Origin of the sequence: Rhizobium sp. SJZ105 (assembly GCF_007828365.1) — a bacterium.
Lineage (GTDB): Bacteria > Pseudomonadota > Alphaproteobacteria > Rhizobiales > Rhizobiaceae > Agrobacterium > Agrobacterium tumefaciens.
Window position 1 is genome coordinate 89,197 of record NZ_VIUP01000008.1, and the last position, 20,981, is coordinate 110,177.

A 20,981-nucleotide genomic window follows, 5' to 3' on the forward strand; every position below is an offset into this window, starting at 1 on the left:
TTGCTCCTCCTTACAAAGCTTGATGACATGTTGATGGGTATTAGCGGGAAGCGGCTTGCATCCGCTTTTCTACACTGGCGCCCCACAGGGAAAGCGGCCAGCAGATCAGGAAATACATGATGCCGACGATGGCAAAGACCGTCAGCGGACGGAACGTCTGGTTGGAGACGATCTGGCCGGCGCGGGACAGTTCGACGAAGCCGACAATGGCGGCAAGCGACGTGCCCTTGATGAGCTGCACCAGAAAACCGATGGTGGCGGGCAGCGAAATCTTGAAGGCCTGCGGCAGAACCACGTCCTTCATTCGCGACACGTAGTGCAGGCCAAGCGCGTTGGCGGCTTCGGTCTGACCCTTCGGCACAGCCTGGATGCCACCGCGCCAGATTTCACCCAGAAAGGCGCTGGCATGCAGGGTGAATGCGATGGCGACCGCAATCCAGGCATCGACATTCAGGCCCGCAAGCGCCACGCCGTAATAGACGACGAAAAGCTGCATCAGGAGCGGTGTGCCCTGGAAAATCGCGATGAAGCCGGTGCTGGCGCGCTGGATCGCCGGGGTTTCGGCAACGCGGCCAAGCGCGACGCAAAGGCCGAAAATGCCGCCACCGATGAAGCCGATCAGGGTCAGCGCAAGGGTCCATTTCAGGCCCTGCAGCAGGAAGAACAATTCGTTGGAACCGATGGATGCCATTGTCTTTTCCTCACTTGACCGGATAGCTGAACGATGTGCGGGAGATGAGGGAAAATACCCCCATCATCAGCGAGGAAATGACCAGATAAAGCAGCGTGATCGAGAAATAGACCTCAAAGGAGCGGAAGGTGTCCGCTTCGATCTGCTGGGCCACCGAGGTCAGCTCGTAAGCCGCAATCGAGGTACAGACCGAAGTGGTCAGCGTCAGCATGATGAACTGGCTGGTGAGTGACGGATAGACCGCCCGAAGCGCCGGCTTCAGAATGATGTGCCGGAAGATCTGCGCCCGGTGCAGGCCAAGCGCCAATCCCGCCTCAACCTGACCCTTGGGAATGGAATCGACGCCGCCGCGAATGATTTCAATGGCATAGGCGCCGCCGTTCAACGCAAGCGCAATGATGGCCGTGACCGTGGGGTTAAGCTTGATGCCGATTTGCGGCAGGGCGAAGAAGATGAAGAATATCTGCACCAGAAACGGCGTGTTGCGAATGGCTTCCACGAACCCGATGACCAGACCGCGCAGCAGCTTGAAGCGCGAGCGGCGGGCCACGACGCCGAGAACCCCGATGACGGTGGCAAGCGACATGCCGGCGATTGCAAGGCCGATCGTTGCAAGACAGGCCAGAAGCAGCTCGGGCAGACGGTCTATGACCGCCGAAAAATCGAGACTGTAAGACATATTTCCTCCCAACCCGTTCGGGTCCGAACAGACGTTTCGCCTTGTTCGCATCGCTTTGGAAACCCTGTGGCTCCAAAGCCCTCCGTTTGTTTTTACCGTGCCGGGGAAGCTCCACACTTCTGTGCCAGCATAGCGTTAACCTGAATGTTTGTACCAGTTAGTTCAATTTTGTGTCAAGCGCCAACTCCGGTTAGAAACAGCTTAAAGATCACTTTTTCTTCATTCATCTTGTTCAAGAAAGTCGTTTTTTATCAACGACTAATGTGATTGGGCGCAAGCGTTTTCATCGCGCGCCCGCGCCATTCCCATCTCGCTGGCAAAAGCGCCCGAAGGCCGCTCAGTCCTCGCGAAAATCTGTCATTCCCTCTTTATTCTTCGCTTGCTCCCAGCCGGTCGATCTGCCCCGCGAGGCGCTCGGCGATCAGGAGTGAGGACCCCGTTGCCGTCACCATTTGCGGCAGCGACAGCCATTCGAGCATCCAGCCCGCGCCCGAACGTTCCTGTTCGTGAACGAGAGACTGGTGCAACGCCGAAATCTGCACGGCGTTGAAGCGTGCCAGCGTCACCAGCGTTTCCGCATTGACCGGGTTCTGCTTGTGCGGCATCGCCGAGGAACCACCCCCGCCGCTCATGCGAATTTCGGCGCCGACTTCGGCCAGAAGCGCGATATCCTGCCCGAACTTGCCAAGCGTGCCGGTGACGAGCGACAGCAGATTGGCAAGCTCGGCGATACCGTCGCGCTGGCTGTGCCACTGCGGCTTGTCAGAAAGGCCGAGACGCTTTGCGAGATCGGCGCGGACAGTGCCGGCATTGTCGCCGAGCTTTTCCAGCGTGCCGGCCGCGCCGCCGAACTGGACGGCAAAACCGTGCTGCAAAAACGTGTCGATCCGAACCAGATGCCGTTCCAGCGGATTGATCCAGCTTGCCACCCTGTCGCCGACCGTGATGGCGATGGCGGCCTGCATGCGGGTATATCCCGTCAGCGGGTTGCTGCCATCGCGGGCCGCAATATCACCCAGCGTATCGATGAGGCGGCCGAGCCGTGCCGCGATGATTTCCGCTGCCGCCTTCAGCCGCAGCATCAGGCTGGTATCGATGACATCCTGACTGGTGGCGCCGAAATGCAGCTTTTCCGCCGCAGTACCGGCAACCGCCGCCCGCATCTGCCGGACAAGTTCCGGCACCACAACGCCGTCCTTGGCGACGCCATGGCGAAGCGCGGTGGTATCAGCGGCAAAATCGGAAAGGCGGGAGACGATCGCATCCGCCGCATCCGCTTCAATGACGCCCGCCCCGGCTTGCGCCTGCGCCAGCGCCGTCTCGAAACGGATCATGGCATCGATATCCGCCCTGGCCGAAAACAGCTCAACGATTTCGCTGTCGCCAAAAAGGCCGGAGAGAAACGGATGTTCGAAGGGGGAAAGGCTCATCTCAGGTTACGGCTCCGCTCAGATATCAAAAAACACGGTTTCGCCCTCGCCCTGAAGGCGGATATCGAAACGATAGATGTTTCCTTCCTCCTTTTTGGCGACAAGGGTTGCGATGCGGCTTTTCTGCTCGACGCGGGCAAGGACCGGATCGGCCGCATTGGCCTCCTGCTCCTCGGGAAAATACATGCGGGTTTGCAGGCCGATATTGATACCGCGCGCCACGATCCAGAAAGTGATGTGCGGCGCCATCCACCGGCCGTCGCGGAAGGGCACCTTGCCGGGCTTGATGGTGTCGAAGATGAATTCGCCGGTATCCATGTCGCCGGGCGAGCGGCCCCAGCCGGTGAAATTCGGATCCGCCTTGCCGCGTGTTTCGCTGGGGCTGTTGTAATAACCGTCCGTATCCGCCTGCCAGATTTCTATCAGGGCGTCCTTAAGCGGCATGCCAGCGCCGTCGTAGACCGTGCCACGCACGCTTATGCGTTCGCCGCGAGCCTTGTCGTTATAGAGCGCGCCGGAGCCCAGGTCCTTTTCGAACACGCCCTCGATGCCAACGAAATTGGGGGTGCAGCCGATATGGACATATGGACCTGCCGTCTGCGACGCTGATTCCTTGAGATAACCGAGCGGCTGGACCATGATCAGTTGCCTTCCTTGCGATTTTCGAAAAACGTGGAGCGGCGGCCGCGAAGCACGATGTCGAACTTGTATGCCAGCATGTCCATGGGAATGTTTGAATTCATATCCAGTGGCGCGATCAGCCGCTTGATCGCATCCTCGTCCGGGATGGTTTTGACGATCGGACATTTCCAGATCAGCGGATCGCCTTCGAAATACATCTGAGTTATCAGCCGCTGGGCAAAACCGTGGCCGAAGACCGAGAAGTGGATATGGGCAGGCCGCCAGTCGTTGACGCCGTTCGGCCAGGGGTAAGCGCCAGGCTGGATGGTCTTGAACCAGTAATAACCGTTCTCATCCGTGATCGTGCGGCCGACGCCGCCAAAATTCGGATCGATGGCGGCGAGATAGGTTTCTTTCTTGTGGCGATACCGCCCGCCGGCATTGGCCTGCCAGAATTCCACGAGCGCACCGTCCACGCCGCGGCCGCGCTCGTCCAGCACCCGGCCGTGGACCAGAATGCGCGGGCCAATCGGCATTTCGCCAGGGCGGGCATAATTGAGGATCAGGTCGTTATCCAGCTCGTTCAGCAGGCTGTGGCCGAAAACCGGCCCGGTGATCTCGCTTTTGGTGCCTTCCAGCGAAATCAGGGCGCGCTGCGGAGAACGCAGGATAGAGGTCTTGTACCAGGGAGCATAGGCCAGCGGATGAATGTCGCGGTCGCGTGCGAAGAACGGCCCGGTTTCGGGCTTTGTATTACTCATTTCGTCTCCTCCTCGTCGCGGGAACTATCGGCTTTCATGCCGGCCAGAGCAAGCTTGGCGGTCTTGAAAGCGTGGTTGGCGGCGGGCACGCCGGCATAGATTGCGACATGCAGCAGCGCTTCGCGAATATCCGCTTCGGTGGCGCCGGTATTGGCGGTGGCGCGCACATGCATGGCAAGCTCCTCGTCCTGACCGAGTGCGGCAAGCAAGGCGATGGTGACCATAGAGCGCTCGCGCTTCGTCCAGTGGTTACCGGACCACACCGTGCCCCAGGCCGCTTCGGTGATGAGCTGCTGAAACGGCTGATCGAACCCCGTCGTCACCGTCTGCGCGCGGTCGACATGCGCGTCACCGAGCACGGCGCGGCGCGTTTTCATGCCCTGCTCAAATCTCTCGTTCTTGTCGATATTGTCCGCCATCTGTCAGTGCTCCGGCAAGGTCTTCAGAAAATCGCCGACCGCCTGCGCATAGGCGAGCGGTTGTTCAAGGCAAGGAATGTGGCCGCAGCGTGCAATGGTGGCGAGACGGCTTGCGGGAATGAGGTCCGCCAGCGATTGCACCAGTGCTGGCGGTGTCGACCCGTCTTCATCGCCCGCCACGCAGAGCGTCGGAACAGCGATGCGGCCCGCTTCGTGCGTGAAATCGGCATCGCGTATGGCGGCGCAGGTGCCGCTGTAACCGGCCTCCGGCTGTTGGGAAAGCATGTTGCGCGCGCCCGCATAAACCACGTTGTCCGGCTGGCGAAAGGCTGGTGTGAACCAGCGCTCCATCACCGGATCGATCAGCGAGGCAAGGCCGTCAGCGGCGATCTTGTCGATGCGCGCGTTCCACATCTCGGCGGTGCCGATCCTGTGGGCGGTATTGCTGAGCACAAGGGCACGCACGAGATCGGGACGCCGGGCATAAATTCCCTGTGCAACCAGTCCACCGACCGACAGACCCCAGATGACCGCATTGTTAACGGAAAGATGATCGAGGATGGCAATCAGGTCGTCCGCGTGATCGTCTATCGAATAGCCAGGGCGGCCGATATCGGACAGGCCATGGCCACGTTTGTCGTGCAGGACGAAAGCATATTTGTCGCCAAGTTCCGCAATCACCGCATCCCAGATACGGAAATCGGTGCCAAGCGAATTGATAAAGGCGATGACCGGCTTGCCGCTTTCCAGTTCGTGCGCACGATAATGGATCGCGTTTTCGCCACAGCGCAGAAAATGCATGATGTACGTCCTCCTGTTGACGATATTGCAAGCACGTTCCGGTTAAGTAAAATGACATTATCGGTGAAAAGTATAACCAATGGATTATATGTTCGATGGTCGAGCAGCGTATAAAGTTCCGGCATCTTCAGACCTTTGTGGAGGTGGCGCGCCAGAAAAGCGTCATTCGTGCGGCAGAAATCCTGCATGTCAGCCAGCCGGCGGTAACGAAAACCATCCGCGAACTCGAGGAGATTCTGGGCGTCTCGCTGTTCGACCGCGAGGGGCGCGGCATCCGCATCAGCCGCTATGGCGAGGTGTTCCTGCGCCATGCCGGGGCGACGATGACGGCACTTCGCCATGCGGTCGATTCCGTCTCGCAGGAGGCGGCGCGTGCCGGCCCGCCGGTTCGCGTCGGTGCCTTGCCGACCGTATCGGTGAGGATCATGCCGAAAGCCATGGCTGGGTTTCTTTCGGAAAAAACCGGCAGCCCGGTCAAGATCGTCACCGGTGACAATGCCGTTCTTCTGGAGCAGTTGCGCGTCGGCGATCTGGATCTCGTCGTCGGGCGCCTGGCTGCGCCGGAAAAGATGGCGGGCTTTTCCTTCGAGCATCTCTATTCCGAAAAGGTGCGGTTCGTCGTGCGCGCCGGCCATCCGCTGCTGTCGCCGGGCATTTCGGTTTTCGATCACCTGCACGAATTCCCGGTATTGATCCCCACCCGCCAGTCGGTAATCGGTCCCATCGTCGAGCAGTTCCTGATCGCCAATGGGGTGCCGGCCTTGCCGATCCGCATCGAAACGGTATCGGATGCGTTTGGCCGCGCGTTCCTGCGCACCAGTGATGCCGTCTGGATCATTTCGGAAGGCGTGGTCGCAGGCGATGTGGCTGATGGAACTCTGGCGATCCTGCCGGTCGATACCGGCGATACCAGCGGTCCGGTCGGCTTGACGGTGCGGGCCGATACGCAGCCCTCACTGCCGCTGTCGCTACTGATACAGGCCATTCGCGAAGCTGCGCGCGAACTGCTCGACCCGAAGCCCGAAACTGTTTCCTAATAGGGAAGCCCGACATAGTTTTCCGCAAGCGCCGTGGAGGCCGCGCGGGAATGCACGAGGTAATCCAGCTCCGCTTCCTGGATGCGCTGGCCAAATTCGCCGGTATCGGGAAAGCGGTGCATCATTGTCGTCATCCACCAGGAAAAGCGCACGGCCTTCCAGACGCGAGATAGCGCTTTCTGCGAATAGGAATCGATGCCCGCTTCCGACCCTTCACGATAAAATTCGATGAGCGCCTCGCTGAGATAATGCACGTCGCTGGCAGCAAGGTTGAGGCCCTTGGCGCCGGTCGGCGGCACGATGTGGGCGGCGTCGCCCGCCAGAAACAACCGCCCGAAGCGCATAGGTTCGCACACGAAGGACCGAAGCGGTGCAATGGATTTTTCAAACGACGGTCCGGTCACCAGGGCATCGGCGTGGTTTTCCGGCAGGCGGCGGCGGATTTCATCCCAGAAGCGCTCATCGCTCCAGTCCTCCGGCCGGTCTTCCAGCGAACATTGCAGGTAATAGCGGCTTCGCGTGTGCGAGCGCATGGAACAGAGCGCAAAACCACTGGGATGGTTGGCATAGATGAGTTCGTGGCTGACAGGCGGCACTTCGGCCAGAATACCGAGCCAGCCGAAGGGATATATCTTTTCGAATTCCTTGATCGAGCGCTCAGGCACGGATTTGCGGCTGACGCCGTGAAACCCATCGCATCCGGCAATAAAATCACAATCTATCCGATGGCTTACGCCGTCTTTTTCATAGGTGACATAGGGGCTGGCACCATCGAAATCATGAGGCTCCACATTCAAGGCTTCATAGATTGTGGTAAGCCCCGCTTTTTCGCGGGCATCCATCAGGTCGTGCGTCACCTCCGTCTGACCGTAGACCATTACCCGTTTGCCGCCGGTAAGATCGAAGAGGTCGATACGGTGATCGCGCCCGTCAAAGGCCAGCGAGAAACCGTCATGCGGCAGACCTTCCTTGTGCAGGCGTTTGTCGGCGCCAACCTTTTTCAGAAGGTGCACTGTGCCTTCTTCCAGCACCCCGGCGCGGACCCGACCGAGGATGTAGTCCTTGCCGGCCCGGTCGAGAATGACGGTATCGATGCCTTCATTGGCAAGCAGCTGACCAAGCAGCAGACCCGAAGGGCCGGAGCCGATGATGGCGACCTTGGTGCGCATTATTTTCCTCCCGGAATTGTCTCCTGTCAGGAAATTGACCAAAGCGCGCGACAAGCTCAATGGACTTTCTGATCCGTAAATTGCACAATTCGACCATGATGCGGGGAGCTGGGGGTGACATGCGGGTTGCGGCGAATGAAGGCCTATATGGCGAGGAGACAGCGCAAGGAACCGCTTTCCGCTTTCATTGCGAGACGCTTTTTTCCAGAAGCAGCCTGCATCGCTTTGAAATCGGCCTGCACCGGCATGCCGCGTTCCTGCAAATCTTGTACATTTGGGGCGGCGAGGGCGATGCATTGCTGGATGGCCGCACCGAGGCTATCCGCCCACCGGTCGCCATTGTCGTGCCGCCGGGTTTCGAGCATGGCTTTCGTTTTTCGCGCGATATTGGCGGGGTGATCGTCACCGTGCTGCCCGGCGCGCTTGCCGCATCCGTACAGGCGCTGCTGCTGCGGAATTTCCAGCAGCCCGTGTTGTTGCCGTTGCAGGATTTCTCCGAGGGCGAGCGATTGCGCAGGGATTTCGAACATATCTCCGCGGAGTATGAAAGCCACGAGATAGGCCGGGAGGCCATGATCGAAGGTCAGCTTGCCACCGTGGCTGCACTTCTTGCACGAGCGGCGCGGCCTCTACTGGAAAGAACCGGGGAAGGCCCTGCGGAACAGCGCTTCGAACTCCTGCTGTCACTGATCGCCCGACACATTCGCGAGCCGCGCAAGGCGGCGTTTTATGCGCAGAAGCTCGGCCTTTCCGAGACCCATCTCAACCGTCTCGTCCGTTCCGTTTCCGGCCTCAGCCTGCAACGGCTTGTCGCCAGGCGCCAGATCGAGATCGCCCAGCAGGAACTGATCTTCACCGTATCGACCGTGCAGATGATTGCGGAAGATCTCGGTTTTGCCGATCCGGCCTATTTCAACCGCTTCTTCAAGCGGGAAACAGGCATGACACCGCGGGCATGGCGATTGGCTGAACGGCGGAAAATGGGAGATGACGGTGCGGCTTCGGCCTCACCTCAGGCAAGCATTCTTCCCAGTTCACGCTGAACGGAAAGCAGTGCCGGCAGATAACGCTCCACCAGATCGTCCATCGACGCTACCGAGGCGGCAAGCCCGACATTGAGTGCTGCGACCGTCTGCCCGCGCACGGTTTTCACCGGCACGGCAATGGAGCGAAGGCCGATCTCCACCTCCTGATCGATCAGGGCATAACCACGATTGCGGGTCGCCTCGAGTTCGTCGAGCAGGGCGTCGATACCGGTCATCGTCTTTTCCGTCCGTGCCACCAGCCGCGAGTGTTCCAGGACCTCGCGCTGCCGTTCCGGTGTAAGGGCTGAGAGGAGAACGCGGCCCATGGAGGTGCAATAGGCGGGCAGGCGCGAGCCGGGCATGAGGGCGATGGACATGACCCGCTGCTGGGCGGCGCGCGCCACATAGACGATTTCGGTATCGTCCAGAATGGAGACTGATGTGCTGTGGCCGATCTCTTCCGAAAGACGGTCGAGAAGGGGCTGGACGATGCGCGGCAGCGGCATGGTGGCAAGACAGCCGGTTCCAAGCCGCAGAACCTTGGGCGTCACAGTGAAGAACTTGCCGTCATAGGCGGCGTAACCCATTTCCGACAGTGTCAGCAGACAGCGCCGCGTGGTGGCGCGGTCAAGGCCTGCGATGTCAGCGGCATCGGATATGGACAGGCGCGGGCGCTCGGCGCTGAACGCCTCGATCACCTTCAGCCCCTTGGCGAGACCGCCCATCATGTCTCTTTCATTGACGGCCATGTCACGCTCCATTTGTGCGATATACGAACAAAAATCATATAACGCACAAAATTGTTGCCGTCGAGGCGGATTCGGATTTAGCTCTGCGCCAAGCAGCCTTGCGAGTTCCCATTGCTGGGCTGGATGGAGGATTGATATGGACAAGACAATCAAGAGCGCGACTGATGCCATTTCCGATATCGGCGACGGCGCGACGGTGATGATCGGCGGTTTTGGCGGCTCCGGCGCGCCCATCGAGCTGATCCACGCCCTGATCGACAAGGGACCGAAAAACCTGACGGTCATCAACAACAACGCCGGCAATGGCCGTATCGGCATTGCCGCAATGATCGATGCGGGCATGGTCAAGAAGATGATCTGCTCGTTTCCGCGCTCTTCCGATCCGCGCGCTTTCACCGACAGATATCTGGCCGGCGAAATCGAGCTGGAACTTGTACCGCAGGGTACGCTTGCCGAGCGCATCCGTGCCGGTGGCGCGGGCATCCCGGCATTCTACACTCCGACTGCCTTCGGCACGGAGCTTGCCAATGGCAAGCCGATCGCCGAATTCGACGGCCGGTCGTATGTTCAGGAACGCTGGCTGAAGGCGGATTTCGCCATCGTCAAGGCTGAGCTTGGCGATACCTACGGCAATCTCACCTATAACAAGGCGGGGCGCAATTTTAACCCGCTGATGTGCATGGCGGCAGCCACCACCATCGCCCAGGTCTCCAAGATCGTCGCTGCCGGCGAGATCGACCCCGAGCATGTCGTCACGCCCGGCATTTTCGTCAATGGCGTCGTGGAAATCGCCAATCCGCAACAGGAAGAAGTCCTCATTCGCGCGGGAGTAGCCTACGCATGACCCAGCCAATCAACACTCGCGACGATATCAAGCTTTCCAACGCCCAGATCGCCTGGCGCGCGGCGCAGGACATCGAGGATGGCGCTTACGTCAATCTCGGTATCGGTTTTCCCGAAATGGTCGCCCGTTACCAGCCGCCCGGCCGTCAGGCTATCTTCCACACCGAAAACGGCATCCTGAATTTCGGCGAAGCGCCGCCGGAAGGTGAAGAGGACTGGAACCTCATCAATGCCGGCAAGAAGGCCGTGACGCTGAAGCCGGGTGCCTCCTTCTTCCACCATGCCGACAGCTTCGCCATGGTGCGCGGCGGGCATCTGGATGTTGCGATCCTCGGCGCCTATCAGGTGGCGCAGAATGGTGATCTCGCCAATTGGCGCGTTGGCTCCAAGGGCGTGCCCGCCGTTGGCGGCGCCATGGATTTGGTGCATGGCGCCAAGCAGGTTTTCGTCATCACCGAACATGTGACGAAGAACGGCGAGCCGAAGCTTGTCGAAAAATGCGCCTTTCCGCTGACCGGCGTCGGCTGCATCACCCGCATCTATACCAGCCATGCGGTGATTGACGTCGTGGATGGCCGTTTCGTTTTGCGCGAAAAGCTGGCTGACATGAGGTTCGATGAATTGCAGGCAATGACCGGCGCGCCTCTCCATGTCGATGGCGAAGTCGCTGATCTTGTCGCCCCGGAACTTTGAGGAACAACCGATGACCGATGCATTCATCTGCGACTATATCCGCACACCGATCGGCCGTTTCGGCGGTGCATTGTCTTCAGTGCGGGCTGACGATCTCGGTGCTGTGCCCTTGCGGGCGCTTGTCGAGCGTAACCCGTCCGTGGATTGGGAAGCCGTCGAGGACGTGATCTTCGGCTGCGCCAACCAAGCGGGCGAAGATAACCGCAATGTTGCCCGCATGTCGCTGCTGCTGGCCGGCCTGCCAGTTTCGGTGACCGGAACCACGATCAACCGGTTGTGCGGTTCGGGCATGGACGCTGTCATCGCCGCTGCCCGCGCCGTCAAATCCGGCGAGGCGGAATTGATGATCGCAGGCGGCGTGGAAAGCATGAGCCGCGCGCCCTTCGTGCTGCCCAAGGCCGAAAGCGCTTTTTCACGCAACGCCGAAATCTACGACACGACCATCGGCTGGCGTTTCGTCAACCCGCTGATGAAGGCGCAATATGGCGTCGATTCCATGCCGGAGACCGGTGATAACGTCGCCGTCGATTATCAGGTCTCCCGCGAAGATCAGGACGCCTTTGCCGTTCGCAGCCAGCAAAAGGCAGCCGACGCGCAGGCCAATGGCCGCCTCGACAAGGAAATCGTCTCGGTCACGATCCCGCAGCGCAAGGGCGATCCGCTGGTGGTGTCTAAAGACGAACATCCGCGCGCGACGAGCCTTGAAGCCCTTGCAAAGCTGAAGCCGGTCAACAAGCGCGACGGTGCGACAGTGACGGCGGGCAATGCATCCGGCGTCAATGACGGTGCGGCGGCTCTCATCATCGCTTCGGCTGAAGCCGCAAAGAAATACGGCCTGACGCCGATTGCCCGCATTCTCGGCGGAGCAACTGCCGGCGTTCCGCCGCGCGTCATGGGCATTGGCCCCGCGCCTGCCTCAGCCAAGCTTCTGGCGCGTCTCGGCCTGAAACAGGAAGAGCTTGACGTGATCGAGCTGAACGAAGCCTTCGCTAGCCAGGGTCTCGCAACGCTTCGCCAGCTCGGCATTGCCGATGACGATGCGCGGGTGAATGCAAATGGCGGCGCGATTGCGCTTGGGCATCCGCTTGGGATGTCCGGTGCGCGCATTGCCGGCACAGCAGCACTCGAGCTTTCTCTGACCGGCAAGCGTTATGCGCTTTCGACCATGTGCATCGGCGTCGGGCAGGGCATTGCCGTGGCGCTCGAGCGGGTCTGACGGGACCGCGGCATTCGGTTCTGTTGAACGGTCCGGATGCCGCTGCCGCCGTGTCCTCACATATGTCGGCAAGTGCTCAGGAACTCCACGCATGATTTTCTCGCGTTGGTGCATTCCAACTCCCCTCATTCCTGTGCTTGTCACAGGAATCCAGCCGACGCGCGCCTGCGCGACGGAGGGAGTCTTTTCGGCCCAAGGACTTGGGCTGGCTGGATCTCTGTGACAAGCACAAAGATGAGGGACGTGGAAAAGCAGGCCTCGCACCAGACACCCCAGCCATCAATATTTATGCCGCGTGCTATGGCACCCCTCGCCGAAATCTCGGTTTGCGTTGGATTCTATCATGATCCGTGACATGTTTTGCGGGGTATGACAGGATTCTTTCCGTGTAAGGGGTGTCTTCATGAAGCGTCCGACAATCACAGATGTTGCAAACGCCGCCGGCGTCAGCGTTGCGACTGTCGACAGGGTATTGAATGGTCGCCTGCCGGTGCGGGAGGAAACCTCGCGGCGGGTGTTCGAGGCGGCGGAAAAGATCGGTTTTCATGCCACCAACATTATCCGCCAGCGCATGCTGGCCGATCTGCCGTCATATAATCTCGGAATCATTCTGCGGAAAGAACGGCACTCCTTTTACCAGACATTTGCCGACGAGCTGGAGCTTGCGGCGCGCAACGTGAGGGATCGCCATCTGAACCTGCGCATCGAATTTGCGCAGTCGGGCGAGCCGAGCGAGCTTGCGGGCCTTCTGTCCGGCATGAAAGGTCGGGTGCAGGCCGTTGCAGCGACCGGGCCTGACCATCATGACGTTACGGCGGCCGTTGAGGCGCTGAAGGCGAAGGGTATTCCCACCTTTTCGCTGCTTTCCGATTTCGCGCAGGGTGTGCGGGAGGCCTATCTTGGCGCGAATAACATGAAGGTCGGGCGCACGGCGGCGTGGATGATCTCGCGGCTGGCGCGCAGCAAGGGCAAGGTGCTGCTATTGCTCGGTGGCCACCGTTTTCACGGTCATTCGCTGCGGGAAACCGGCTTTCGGAGCTATATCAGGGAATATGCGCCGGAATTCGAGGTGATGGACGCGCTGATCACGTTGGAAACGCGGCGGCTGACCTACGAGCTTGTCATGGACACCATCGCCAAACACCAAGATCTCGTCGGCATCTATTGCATCGGCGGCGGCATGGAAGGTGTGATCGAGGCCTTGCAGCAGGAGAACCGCCAGGAAACCATCGTCTGCCTCGTCAACGAGTTGACGCCGGAATCCCGTCAGGCGCTGCTTGAGCGGCGTATTACCGGCGTGTTCCAGACACCGCTTCGCGAACTATGCACGGACCTCGTTGCCACGATGGTTCACACCATCGAACACGGCATGGCGGAAACGCCGGGACAGAGATTTGTGCCCGCTCATCTATGGGTTCCTGAGAGCCTTTGATGGTTTGATAGATTCTATCATAAATGCCGCGTCTATTTCTATCAGCCATGATGGTTTTGCCCGCCGAAGACGCGTTGACGCCGGCCCCGGACTAGGATCATGTTGCCGGCATGTGGAGCGGGCAGGAGGCTGATCCACGACAATAACGATGTTTCAAGGTTGCCAAACGCCGCAGATTTCCATCTTCGGCGACTGGTATCCTTTTGCCGGCGATCGGCTGTGGCGCGATGCACTTGCGGCTGTGCGACCGGTTTCTTTTCAAGAGTTTCGGAGGAGGATGACATGAAAAGACATTTTGCGATTGCGGCTCTGGCCACCATGCTGGCGACCACGGCTTCGGCTCAGACCATCGGCGTTTCGATGGCCCTGTTCGACGACAATTTCCTGACCGTGCTGCGTAACGGCATGATCGACTATTCGAAGGGCATGAACGGTGTCTCGCTGCAGATCGAGGACGCCCAGAACGATGTCGGCAAACAATTGAGCCAGGTGCAGAACTTTGTCGCCGCTGGCGTCGACGCCATCATCGTCAATCCCGTCGATACGGATGCGACGGTGGCGCTTTCGCAGGCGGCTGCCGCAGCCGGCATTCCGCTTGTCTACGTCAACCGCCAGCCGGTCAATCTCGACAATCTGCCGGACAAGCAGGCCTTCGTCGCTTCCGATGAAAAACAGTCGGGAACGTTGCAGACGCAGGAAGTCTGCCGGCTTCTGAAAGCTGCCGGCAAGACGGAAGCCAAGGCAGTGGTGATGATGGGCGAACTCTCCAACCAGGCGGCTCGCATGCGGACTGAGGACATCAAGGAGGTCGTCGCCACACCGGATTGCAGCTTCATTAAGCTCGTTGAGGAGCAATCAGCCAACTGGTCGCGCACGCAGGGGTCGGACCTGATGACCAACTGGCTCTCGGCTGGCGTTGAGTTCGATGCGGTGATTTCCAACAATGACGAGATGGCGATCGGCGCGATCCAGTCGCTGAAGGCGACCGGCCGGCCGATGGATGGCGTCATCATCGCTGGCATCGACGCGACCCAGGATGCACTTGCCGCGATGGCGGCGGGCGAACTGGATGTCAGTGTTTTCCAGAATGCCGCCGGCCAGGGCAAGGGCGCGGTGGATGCCGCGCTGAAACTCGCCAAGGGCGAGACGATCGACAAGAAGGTCTTCGTGCCCTTCGAACTCGTCACGCCCGCCAACCTCAAGGATTATCAGGCGAAGAACTGAGGCCGGCATTCACTGGGAATGCCAGGAATAAACCAGGGGCCGCTCATGGAAAAGCCGGCCCAAGGCCGCGGTCTCTTCTCCCGGACCGCGGCCTAACCTGTCCGCAACGACCTCAACAGATACCGACGACAAGGAAGCGTAAATGCGCATCGCCATCGACCCGTTCATGCACCGCCATCTCAGCCTCGAAGCCCTTCCCGCCAAAGTCAGGGAGCTCGGCTACGACTGGATCGAACTCAGCCCGCGCGCCGATTTCCTCGAATGGTTCAAGGCGCCACGCGTGTTTCCCGAGAGGATCCGCTCGTTCAAGAAGGCGCTGGCGGCCGAAAACGTCAAGATTGCCTCGCTGCTGCCGATGTATCGCTGGGCCTCCAATGACGAGACCGAGCGGCAGGCGGCAGTGAAGCACTGGAAACGCGCCATCGAGATCGCCGTCGAACTGGAGGTCGATACGATGAACTCCGAATTTGGCCGTGGACCGCATCCCGACAAGGGTTCCTGCTATTGCTGCCATACCGGCTCGATGATCGAGGCCTGCGAGGATGCCTGGTGGCGTTCAATGGAAGAACTTGTGCCGATCTTCGAGCGCGAAGGCATCAATCTGCATGTCGAGCCGCATCCGGAAGACTGGTGCGAGACGCTTCAGCCGGCGCTCGACATCATCCGCACCGTCAATTCGAAGAATGTGAAGTTTCTCTATTGCGCGCCGCACACCTTCTATTTCGGCGACGACACCAAGGCGATGCTGCGCGAAGCGAAGGATGTGCTCGCCCACGTGCATGTCGGCGACACCTTCAATCACAAGGCCAGTTCAGGGCTGCGCTACATTCTCAACCCGCCCGGCACGCAGGCGCGCGTGCACCAGCACTTGAACATCGGCCAGGGTGAGGTGCCGTGGGACGACTTCTTCGGCACGCTTTCCGAAATCGGCTTCGACGGCATCATGACCTCCTGTGTTTTTGCCTGGGAGGACAGGGCCGATGAATCGGGCAGGTTCATGTGCGCCGAGATCAACAACTATATCGAAAAATACCGCAAGTGAGGTTTTCCCATGACTGTGAGAATTGGTGTCATCGGCACCGGCGCGATTGGCCGTGACCATGCCCGCCGCATCAACAAGGTCCTCGGAGGCGCAAAGGTCGTGGCGCTGAGTGACCTCAACCCTGCATCCGCCGAGGCGGTGAAGAACGACATTGCTCCAGACGCCGTCATTTTCGCCACCGGCGAGGAACTGATTGCATCGCCGGATGTGGACGCCGTTCTGGTGACATCCTGGGGTGCAACGCATGAGCAATATGTGCTGGCCGCCATTGCCGCCGGCAAGCCCTGCTTTTGCGAAAAGCCGCTGGCGACAACGGCGGAAGGGGCAAAACGCGTCGTTGACGCCGAGGTGGCGCAGGGCAAGCGGCTGGTTCAGGTGGGCTTCATGCGCCGTTATGACGCCGGTTATGTGGCGTTGAAACAGGCCGTCGACACCAAGATCGGCGCGCCGATCATGGTGCACGCCGCCCATCGCAATCCGGCGGTTCCGGAGCAATATGTGACTGCTATGGCCATCCACGACACGATGATCCACGAGATCGACGTGCTGCGCTGGCTGCTCGACGATGACTATGTTTCGGCGCGGGTCCTCTTTCCCCGCTCGGCGGCCAGAAGCCATGCGCGGCTGAAGGATCCGCAGATCGTCATTCTGGAGACCACCAGGGGCACGCTCATCGACGTCGAAATTTTCGTCAATTGCCATTATGGCTATGATATTCAGTGCCAGGTGGTGGGAGAGGATGGCATCGCCAGCCTGCCGGAGCCGATGTCCGTCCAGACCCGCCTTGGCGCCAAGCTACAGAACGATATCCTGACAGACTGGAAGGATCGCTTTATCGCGAGCTATGATGTCGAGCTGCAGGATTTCATCCATGCGGCGGCGAAGGGCACCGCGGCCGGACCTAATTCCTGGGACGGTTACGTGGCCGCCATCACATCCGATGCCTGCGTCGCCGCGCAGGAAACCGGTGGCGCTGCGGTCGCCATCGACCTTCCCGCGCGTCCTGCCCTTTATAAGTGAGGATATCTCATGCGTTTTGCCATCAACCACATCACCGCACCAAAACTCTCCCTCGAGGACTTCTTCGCGACAGCGCGCAATCTTGGCCTTAGCGAAGTCGAAATCCGCAACGACCTGCCTGACATCGTCGGCACGGTGAACCCGGCTGCCGTGAAGGCCGCGGCCGAAAAGGCCGGTGTGACGATCATCTCCATCAACGCGCTTTATCCCTTCAACGTCTGGTCGGGTGATCTGCCAAAAAGGGCAGTCGTGATGGCTGATTACGCCGCCGCAAGTGGCGCGAAGGCGCTTGTCATGTGCCCGCTCAACGAGGGACGACAGGTACCCTTCGACGATCTCGTGGCCGCGCTGAAGGCCATGAAGCCCATCCTCGAGGAACGTGGGCTGACCGGCCTTGTCGAACCACTCGGTTTCCCCGTCTCGTCGCTGCGCACCAAGGCTGAGGCCGTCAAGGCCATCGACGCGGCAGATGGAGGTGATGTCTACAGGCTGGTGCACGACACTTTCCATCATCATCTGGCAGGAGAGACGGTGTTTTTCCCCGAACGCACCGGCCTCGTCCACATATCAGGCGTGACAGACCCCGCTGTCTCCGTCGCCGACATGCTGGACGCCCACCGCGTTCTGGTGGATAGCGACGACCGGCTGGAGAATCTTGCCCAGATCAGGACGCTGGAGGCAGCTGGCTACAAGGGGCCTTACAGCTTCGAGCCTTTCGCGGCTGAGGTGCATGAGTTGAAAGACCCGGCTGCTGCCGTCAGAGACAGTATCGACCATATCTCCAAGGCGCTATGACCGCCTCACCGCCTGCGGTTTGCTGCAGGCGGTGCTTGCGTTCGAATACAGGCTGATTGGTAGAAAACACGGAGAAATCAATTCCGCTTTTACGGATGATGCTGTAATCTTTGCATGACAGAACAGAGCAGCAATCGGGCTCGGGTATTCTTGAAATCAACTGCTTTGTGCCGGTTTCTTGCCCGCCCCATCCTTAAAAGAGTGGGTGAATTTCCCTTTTATGAAAATAGACAGGAAAACGACGCTTAAGGATGTGGCGCAGCAGGCAAATGTTTCGCTTAGCACCGCTTCGCACGCCCTAAACGGCACGGCCCCCCTGACCACGCTGGTGCGCGAGCGGGTGCTGGAAGCGGCTCGTTCGCTCGGTTATCTCGAAAACCGCCGACAGAAGGCGACGATTGCGACCCTGCGCGTGGTGTTGCTGGCAATGACCAACGATGCGGCTCCGCAAAGTGATCTCAACATGGTCAGCTGGACGATGCTGAACGGCTTCCGGCGCGAATGCGAACGGCGCGGCATTCGCATCGTGCCCTTCGTCAGCGCCACAAGCCGGCTTGACCCTGTCGCGGTGGCGCAGGCGGCGGATGCCGACAATGTGGATGGCATCGTGGTGTTGAACGATGACCGGTCGCAACTGGTTCAGGCGCTTTCGGCGCTCGGCAAACCGGTGGTGCTGATCAATGGCGAGGACCCGGCCATGATCGTCGATACCGTTACGGCCGAGAACCGTTTCGGCGCCCGCCTCGGCATCGAGCACCTGCTTTCCCTTGGGCATCGCAATATTCTGCACATTACCTGGAAGGGGCGCACGACGATCCGCCGCCGTTACGACGGCTATAGCGACGCATTTCTTGCGGCGGGGTTTCCCGTGCCTGCGGATATGGTCATTGAGGTGGAGAGTTATGAACCCCAATGGGGCGAAACCGCCATTCGTCGCCTGCTGGCCGAGGAGCGCCCGCTCAGAAATGCAACGGCGATTTTCTGCGCTGCCGACAATCTGGCGCTCGGCTGTCTGAAAGCACTGACGGAAGCCGGTGTCCGGGTTCCCGATGACGTTTCGGTATTGGGTTTTGACGATATCATGCCGGCGGCCTTCAGTGCGCCGCCGCTCAGCACCATTCAATTGCCCGCCGACAGGCTGGGTGGTGCGGCACTTTCCCTGCTGGAGCAGCGGCTTGTCGCCGCCGACCCGACCCGGCCTGCGCACCGGCTGGAACTTGGCTGTCGACTTGTGCTGAGGGGCAGCATCGCACCGCCCCCCAAGTGATACCGAGCTTTTACTTCATGCCCGTCCCAGCAATGCCTGTCGTGATATAGCGTTGCAGGAAAAGGAACACGACGGTAACCGGCGCCAGGCTGAGGAAGGTCATGGCGAGAATATAGTGCCATTGCACCGAGAACTCGCCCTGGAAGGCGTTCAGGCCCACCTGCAGTGTGAAGTTCTCGCGGCTGCTGAGGACGATCAACGGCCAGAGGAAGTCGTTCCAGCGCCAAAGCACCGAGAAGATTGCGAGAACCGCTAGTGCAGGTGCCGTCAGCGGCAGGATGATGCGCCAGAAGATGCGGAATTCGCTGGCCGCATCGACGCGCGCTGCTTCGATCAGTTCGTCCGGGATCGTCAGCATATATTGCCTGAGCAGGAACACGCCGGTTGGCGTCGCGACGGTGGGAATGATGACACCCCAGAGATTGTCGACGAGGCCGACACCGACGATAACAAGATAGGCTGGCACCATGACGACGGTAAGTGGGATCATTAGCGTGGAGATGATCAGCACGAAAATCGCCTTCTCGCCGCGGAAGCGGTATTTCGATAGAGCAAACGCCGCCATGGCGTTGACGATCAAGGTTAAAACCGTCGCGACAACAGTGACGAAGACCGAGTTTTTAAGGAAAGTCAGGAAGTTGAACTGGGTCAAGGGATCGGTGAAATTCTGTGTCGCGATCGTCAGTTTCTGGACGGGCGACATTTCGCGCGTGTCGACGCTAACCGGCGGGCCGGGATTGGCCGGATCCACCATCTGCGCCTTGATGCCAACGCGCCGGACCATGGCCATCTCCCGCTCCATGCCGTCGATGGTGACGGTCCAGAGGCTGAGCGGCCTGTCATAACCTGGAACTTCCACCTGCACGGCGGCGCGGGGCAGAAGGCTCGGCGGAAACCGTGTGATCTCGGCTTCCGGCTTCAGCGAAGACATGGCGGCCCAGACAACGGGTATGAGCACCGCGAGCGTTCCGCCAATGAGCCACACCCAGGAGAGAATATCGGTGAGGCCGATCCTGCCGGGGCGGCGGGTTCGCGTCAGGAAAGTGACTGCGTTCATATTGCCGGACATGATCAGGACTCCATCTTTTTGCCGAGGCGCAGTTGCACGAGCGTCAGCGCGAGAAGAACAAGGCCCATCAGAACCGATGCGGCGGATGCGAGGCCGAAGAGCCTGAGATCGCTGCCGAAGGCCATCTGGTAGATATATTGCACCACGAATGTATTGGCCGTGCCCGGCCCGCCGCCATTGGTCAAAACCCATGCTTCATCAAATATTTGCACTGAGCGGATCATCAAAAGGATCAGTACGACGAGAAGGTTGGGAGCCAGCAGTGGCAGGGTGATGCGCAGCAATGTGCGTCGGGGCGAAGCGGCGTCGATTGCGGCTGCTTCATAAAGGTCTTTGGGAATGGCCTGCAGCCCTGCCAGCAAGATGAGCGTGTAAAAGCCCATGTGGAACCAGACGGATACGACCACGACGAAGAAGCGCGACCAGCCGACATCCAGCAGGAAGATTTCCGGCGGCACGCCGAGCATCTGGAAGAAGGCGTTCAGCAGTCCGTTGCGGTCAAGAAACCATTTCCAGATGAGGCCGATGACGACAGGTGACAGCAGCACGGGATAAAAGAACATGGCGCGGAAGAAGCCGCGCGCGGCAATCGCCCTGTTAAGAATGAGGGCCGTGACCAGCGCGACGAACAGCGTGGCGACAACGTTGAAGCCGACAAACCAGAGCGTGTTCCAGATCGCTGTCCAGAACAGCGATTCCCGGCAGCTTCCGGGGTCCATATAGCTCTGGCAATCGAGTAGCTTGCCGAAATTCTCCAGACCGACAAAGGGGCGGTCTGTGATCAGCAGCTCGGTGCCGCCGGTAAAGGCGTAACCGACGGCAATGGCAATCGGCAGGAAGGTGAAGATGCCGAAGAGAACGAGGTTCGGCATCAGGAAAATATAGGGCATGCGTCTTTTGCCGATCAGCCGCTCTATGAGGTTGAGCGGCACTTCGGCGATTGCCATCACGGCGTCGAGCACGCGGTCGGACAGTCTCGCAAGCGTCGGATTGGCCAT

22 protein-coding genes are annotated in these 20,981 nt (G+C 59.9%); 11 read left to right on the forward strand and 11 right to left on the reverse strand.

Features of this window, described 5'->3' with window-relative positions; translation table 11 throughout:
- Positions 1-40: 40 nt before the first annotated feature.
- The 7 genes from FB593_RS20705 to pcaD all read right to left on the reverse strand — a co-directional run bounded on the left by FB593_RS20705 (position 41) and on the right by pcaD (position 5,402).
- The gene (locus tag FB593_RS20705) at positions 41-691 is read right to left on the reverse strand and encodes an amino acid ABC transporter permease (protein ID WP_004431025.1); all 651 of its coding nucleotides are present in this window, start codon (positions 689-691) and stop codon (positions 41-43) included.
- 10 nt (positions 692-701) lie between these two features.
- Positions 702-1,370: an amino acid ABC transporter permease gene (locus FB593_RS20710; protein ID WP_004431026.1), complete on the reverse strand. Its 669-nt coding sequence runs from the start codon at positions 1,368-1,370 to the stop codon at positions 702-704.
- Between the two features lie 368 nt (positions 1,371-1,738).
- Positions 1,739-2,800 (reverse strand): 3-carboxy-cis,cis-muconate cycloisomerase, encoded by a 1,062-nt coding sequence (locus FB593_RS20715; RefSeq protein ID WP_065688498.1) that lies wholly within the window; start codon positions 2,798-2,800, stop codon positions 1,739-1,741.
- Between the two features lie 18 nt (positions 2,801-2,818).
- Positions 2,819-3,439 carry a protocatechuate 3,4-dioxygenase subunit alpha gene (gene pcaG, locus FB593_RS20720; protein WP_025595017.1) on the reverse strand — a complete coding sequence of 207 codons (621 nt, stop codon included), beginning with the start codon at positions 3,437-3,439 and terminating at the stop codon, positions 2,819-2,821.
- A gap of 2 nt (positions 3,440-3,441) precedes the next feature.
- A complete protein-coding gene (pcaH, locus tag FB593_RS20725; RefSeq protein ID WP_004431032.1) occupies positions 3,442-4,182 on the reverse strand; it encodes a protocatechuate 3,4-dioxygenase subunit beta in 741 nt (246 codons plus the stop codon).
- Complete coding sequence (pcaC, locus tag FB593_RS20730; protein ID WP_004431033.1) at positions 4,179-4,601, reverse strand: 4-carboxymuconolactone decarboxylase; 423 nt, start codon at positions 4,599-4,601, stop codon at positions 4,179-4,181. The genes pcaH and pcaC overlap by 4 nt, the downstream gene beginning before the upstream one ends.
- Positions 4,602-4,604: 3 nt before the next feature.
- Positions 4,605-5,402, reverse strand: a complete 798-nt coding sequence (pcaD, locus tag FB593_RS20735; protein WP_145166872.1) for a 3-oxoadipate enol-lactonase — start codon at positions 5,400-5,402, stop codon at positions 4,605-4,607.
- Between the two features lie 95 nt (positions 5,403-5,497).
- Between pcaD and pcaQ the strand changes: the two genes are divergently transcribed.
- Positions 5,498-6,439, forward strand: a complete 942-nt coding sequence (gene pcaQ / locus FB593_RS20740; protein WP_019567002.1) for a pca operon transcription factor PcaQ — start codon at positions 5,498-5,500, stop codon at positions 6,437-6,439.
- Here pcaQ and pobA read toward each other — a convergent pair.
- Positions 6,436-7,608, reverse strand: coding sequence for a 4-hydroxybenzoate 3-monooxygenase (pobA, locus tag FB593_RS20745; protein WP_145166873.1), 1,173 nt, complete (start codon positions 7,606-7,608; stop codon positions 6,436-6,438). The two genes, pcaQ and pobA, sit on opposite strands and share 4 nt — an antisense overlap.
- 119 nt (positions 7,609-7,727) lie before the next feature.
- Here pobA and FB593_RS20750 point away from each other — a divergent pair, with 119 nt between their 5' ends.
- Entirely contained in the window at positions 7,728-8,651 is a 924-nt protein-coding gene (locus FB593_RS20750; RefSeq protein ID WP_145166907.1) for a helix-turn-helix domain-containing protein, read from the forward strand.
- Here FB593_RS20750 and FB593_RS20755 read toward each other — a convergent pair.
- Positions 8,621-9,382 (reverse strand): IclR family transcriptional regulator, encoded by a 762-nt coding sequence (locus FB593_RS20755; protein WP_004431042.1) that lies wholly within the window; start codon positions 9,380-9,382, stop codon positions 8,621-8,623. The two genes, FB593_RS20750 and FB593_RS20755, sit on opposite strands and share 31 nt — an antisense overlap.
- A gap of 136 nt (positions 9,383-9,518) precedes the next feature.
- Between FB593_RS20755 and FB593_RS20760 the strand changes: the two genes are divergently transcribed.
- The 9 genes from FB593_RS20760 (at position 9,519) to FB593_RS20800 (ending at position 18,914) form a co-directional block, all read left to right on the forward strand.
- Positions 9,519-10,226 (forward strand): 3-oxoacid CoA-transferase subunit A, encoded by a 708-nt coding sequence (locus tag FB593_RS20760; RefSeq protein ID WP_145166874.1) that lies wholly within the window; start codon positions 9,519-9,521, stop codon positions 10,224-10,226.
- Entirely contained in the window at positions 10,223-10,918 is a 696-nt protein-coding gene (locus FB593_RS20765) for a CoA transferase subunit B (protein WP_145166875.1), read from the forward strand. Before FB593_RS20760 ends, FB593_RS20765 begins: the two co-directional genes overlap by 4 nt.
- Positions 10,919-10,928: 10 nt before the next feature.
- On the forward strand, positions 10,929-12,134 hold the full coding sequence (gene pcaF / locus FB593_RS20770; RefSeq protein ID WP_019567006.1) for a 3-oxoadipyl-CoA thiolase: 1,206 nt from the start codon (positions 10,929-10,931) through the stop codon (positions 12,132-12,134).
- Between the two features lie 403 nt (positions 12,135-12,537).
- Positions 12,538-13,566, forward strand: a complete 1,029-nt coding sequence (locus tag FB593_RS20775; protein WP_019567007.1) for a LacI family DNA-binding transcriptional regulator — start codon at positions 12,538-12,540, stop codon at positions 13,564-13,566.
- A gap of 282 nt (positions 13,567-13,848) precedes the next feature.
- Positions 13,849-14,790 (forward strand): sugar ABC transporter substrate-binding protein, encoded by a 942-nt coding sequence (locus FB593_RS20780; RefSeq protein ID WP_013762379.1) that lies wholly within the window; start codon positions 13,849-13,851, stop codon positions 14,788-14,790.
- A gap of 142 nt (positions 14,791-14,932) precedes the next feature.
- Positions 14,933-15,832: a sugar phosphate isomerase/epimerase family protein gene (locus FB593_RS20785; RefSeq protein WP_004431052.1), complete on the forward strand. Its 900-nt coding sequence runs from the start codon at positions 14,933-14,935 to the stop codon at positions 15,830-15,832.
- 9 nt (positions 15,833-15,841) lie between these two features.
- Positions 15,842-16,852, forward strand: a complete 1,011-nt coding sequence (locus FB593_RS20790) for a Gfo/Idh/MocA family protein (protein ID WP_145166876.1) — start codon at positions 15,842-15,844, stop codon at positions 16,850-16,852.
- Between the two features lie 9 nt (positions 16,853-16,861).
- On the forward strand, positions 16,862-17,647 hold the full coding sequence (locus tag FB593_RS20795; RefSeq protein WP_145166877.1) for a TIM barrel protein: 786 nt from the start codon (positions 16,862-16,864) through the stop codon (positions 17,645-17,647).
- Positions 17,648-17,867: 220 nt separating this feature from the next.
- A complete protein-coding gene (locus FB593_RS20800) occupies positions 17,868-18,914 on the forward strand; it encodes a LacI family DNA-binding transcriptional regulator (RefSeq protein ID WP_013762382.1) in 1,047 nt (348 codons plus the stop codon).
- Between the two features lie 10 nt (positions 18,915-18,924).
- On the opposite strand, the gene FB593_RS20805 is transcribed toward FB593_RS20800, so the two are convergent.
- Positions 18,925-19,971: a carbohydrate ABC transporter permease gene (locus FB593_RS20805; RefSeq protein ID WP_004431060.1), complete on the reverse strand. Its 1,047-nt coding sequence runs from the start codon at positions 19,969-19,971 to the stop codon at positions 18,925-18,927.
- A 14-nt stretch (positions 19,972-19,985) separates the two neighbouring features.
- The gene (locus FB593_RS20810; protein WP_004431062.1) at positions 19,986-20,981 is read right to left on the reverse strand and encodes a carbohydrate ABC transporter permease; all 996 of its coding nucleotides are present in this window, start codon (positions 20,979-20,981) and stop codon (positions 19,986-19,988) included.

Coding starts and splice junctions, on each gene's coding strand:
- FB593_RS20705 (WP_004431025.1), bottom strand. CDS start 691: ATGGCATCCATCGGTTCCAACGAATTGTTCTTCCTGCTGCAGGGCCTG.
- FB593_RS20710 (WP_004431026.1), bottom strand. CDS start 1,370: ATGTCTTACAGTCTCGATTTTTCGGCGGTCATAGACCGTCTGCCCGAG.
- FB593_RS20715 (WP_065688498.1), bottom strand. CDS start 2,800: ATGAGCCTTTCCCCCTTCGAACATCCGTTTCTCTCCGGCCTTTTTGGC.
- pcaG (WP_025595017.1), bottom strand. CDS start 3,439: ATGGTCCAGCCGCTCGGTTATCTCAAGGAATCAGCGTCGCAGACGGCA.
- pcaH (WP_004431032.1), bottom strand. CDS start 4,182: ATGAGTAATACAAAGCCCGAAACCGGGCCGTTCTTCGCACGCGACCGC.
- pcaC (WP_004431033.1), bottom strand. CDS start 4,601: ATGGCGGACAATATCGACAAGAACGAGAGATTTGAGCAGGGCATGAAA.
- pcaD (WP_145166872.1), bottom strand. CDS start 5,402: ATGCATTTTCTGCGCTGTGGCGAAAACGCGATCCATTATCGTGCGCAC.
- pcaQ (WP_019567002.1), top strand. CDS start 5,498: ATGGTCGAGCAGCGTATAAAGTTCCGGCATCTTCAGACCTTTGTGGAG.
- pobA (WP_145166873.1), bottom strand. CDS start 7,608: ATGCGCACCAAGGTCGCCATCATCGGCTCCGGCCCTTCGGGTCTGCTG.
- FB593_RS20750 (WP_145166907.1), top strand. CDS start 7,728: ATGCGGGTTGCGGCGAATGAAGGCCTATATGGCGAGGAGACAGCGCAA.
- FB593_RS20755 (WP_004431042.1), bottom strand. CDS start 9,382: ATGGCCGTCAATGAAAGAGACATGATGGGCGGTCTCGCCAAGGGGCTG.
- FB593_RS20760 (WP_145166874.1), top strand. CDS start 9,519: ATGGACAAGACAATCAAGAGCGCGACTGATGCCATTTCCGATATCGGC.
- FB593_RS20765 (WP_145166875.1), top strand. CDS start 10,223: ATGACCCAGCCAATCAACACTCGCGACGATATCAAGCTTTCCAACGCC.
- pcaF (WP_019567006.1), top strand. CDS start 10,929: ATGACCGATGCATTCATCTGCGACTATATCCGCACACCGATCGGCCGT.
- FB593_RS20775 (WP_019567007.1), top strand. CDS start 12,538: ATGAAGCGTCCGACAATCACAGATGTTGCAAACGCCGCCGGCGTCAGC.
- FB593_RS20780 (WP_013762379.1), top strand. CDS start 13,849: ATGAAAAGACATTTTGCGATTGCGGCTCTGGCCACCATGCTGGCGACC.
- FB593_RS20785 (WP_004431052.1), top strand. CDS start 14,933: ATGCGCATCGCCATCGACCCGTTCATGCACCGCCATCTCAGCCTCGAA.
- FB593_RS20790 (WP_145166876.1), top strand. CDS start 15,842: ATGACTGTGAGAATTGGTGTCATCGGCACCGGCGCGATTGGCCGTGAC.
- FB593_RS20795 (WP_145166877.1), top strand. CDS start 16,862: ATGCGTTTTGCCATCAACCACATCACCGCACCAAAACTCTCCCTCGAG.
- FB593_RS20800 (WP_013762382.1), top strand. CDS start 17,868: ATGAAAATAGACAGGAAAACGACGCTTAAGGATGTGGCGCAGCAGGCA.
- FB593_RS20805 (WP_004431060.1), bottom strand. CDS start 19,971: ATGAACGCAGTCACTTTCCTGACGCGAACCCGCCGCCCCGGCAGGATC.
- FB593_RS20810 (WP_004431062.1), bottom strand. CDS start 20,981: ATGGCCAATCCGACGCTTGCGAGACTGTCCGACCGCGTGCTCGACGCC.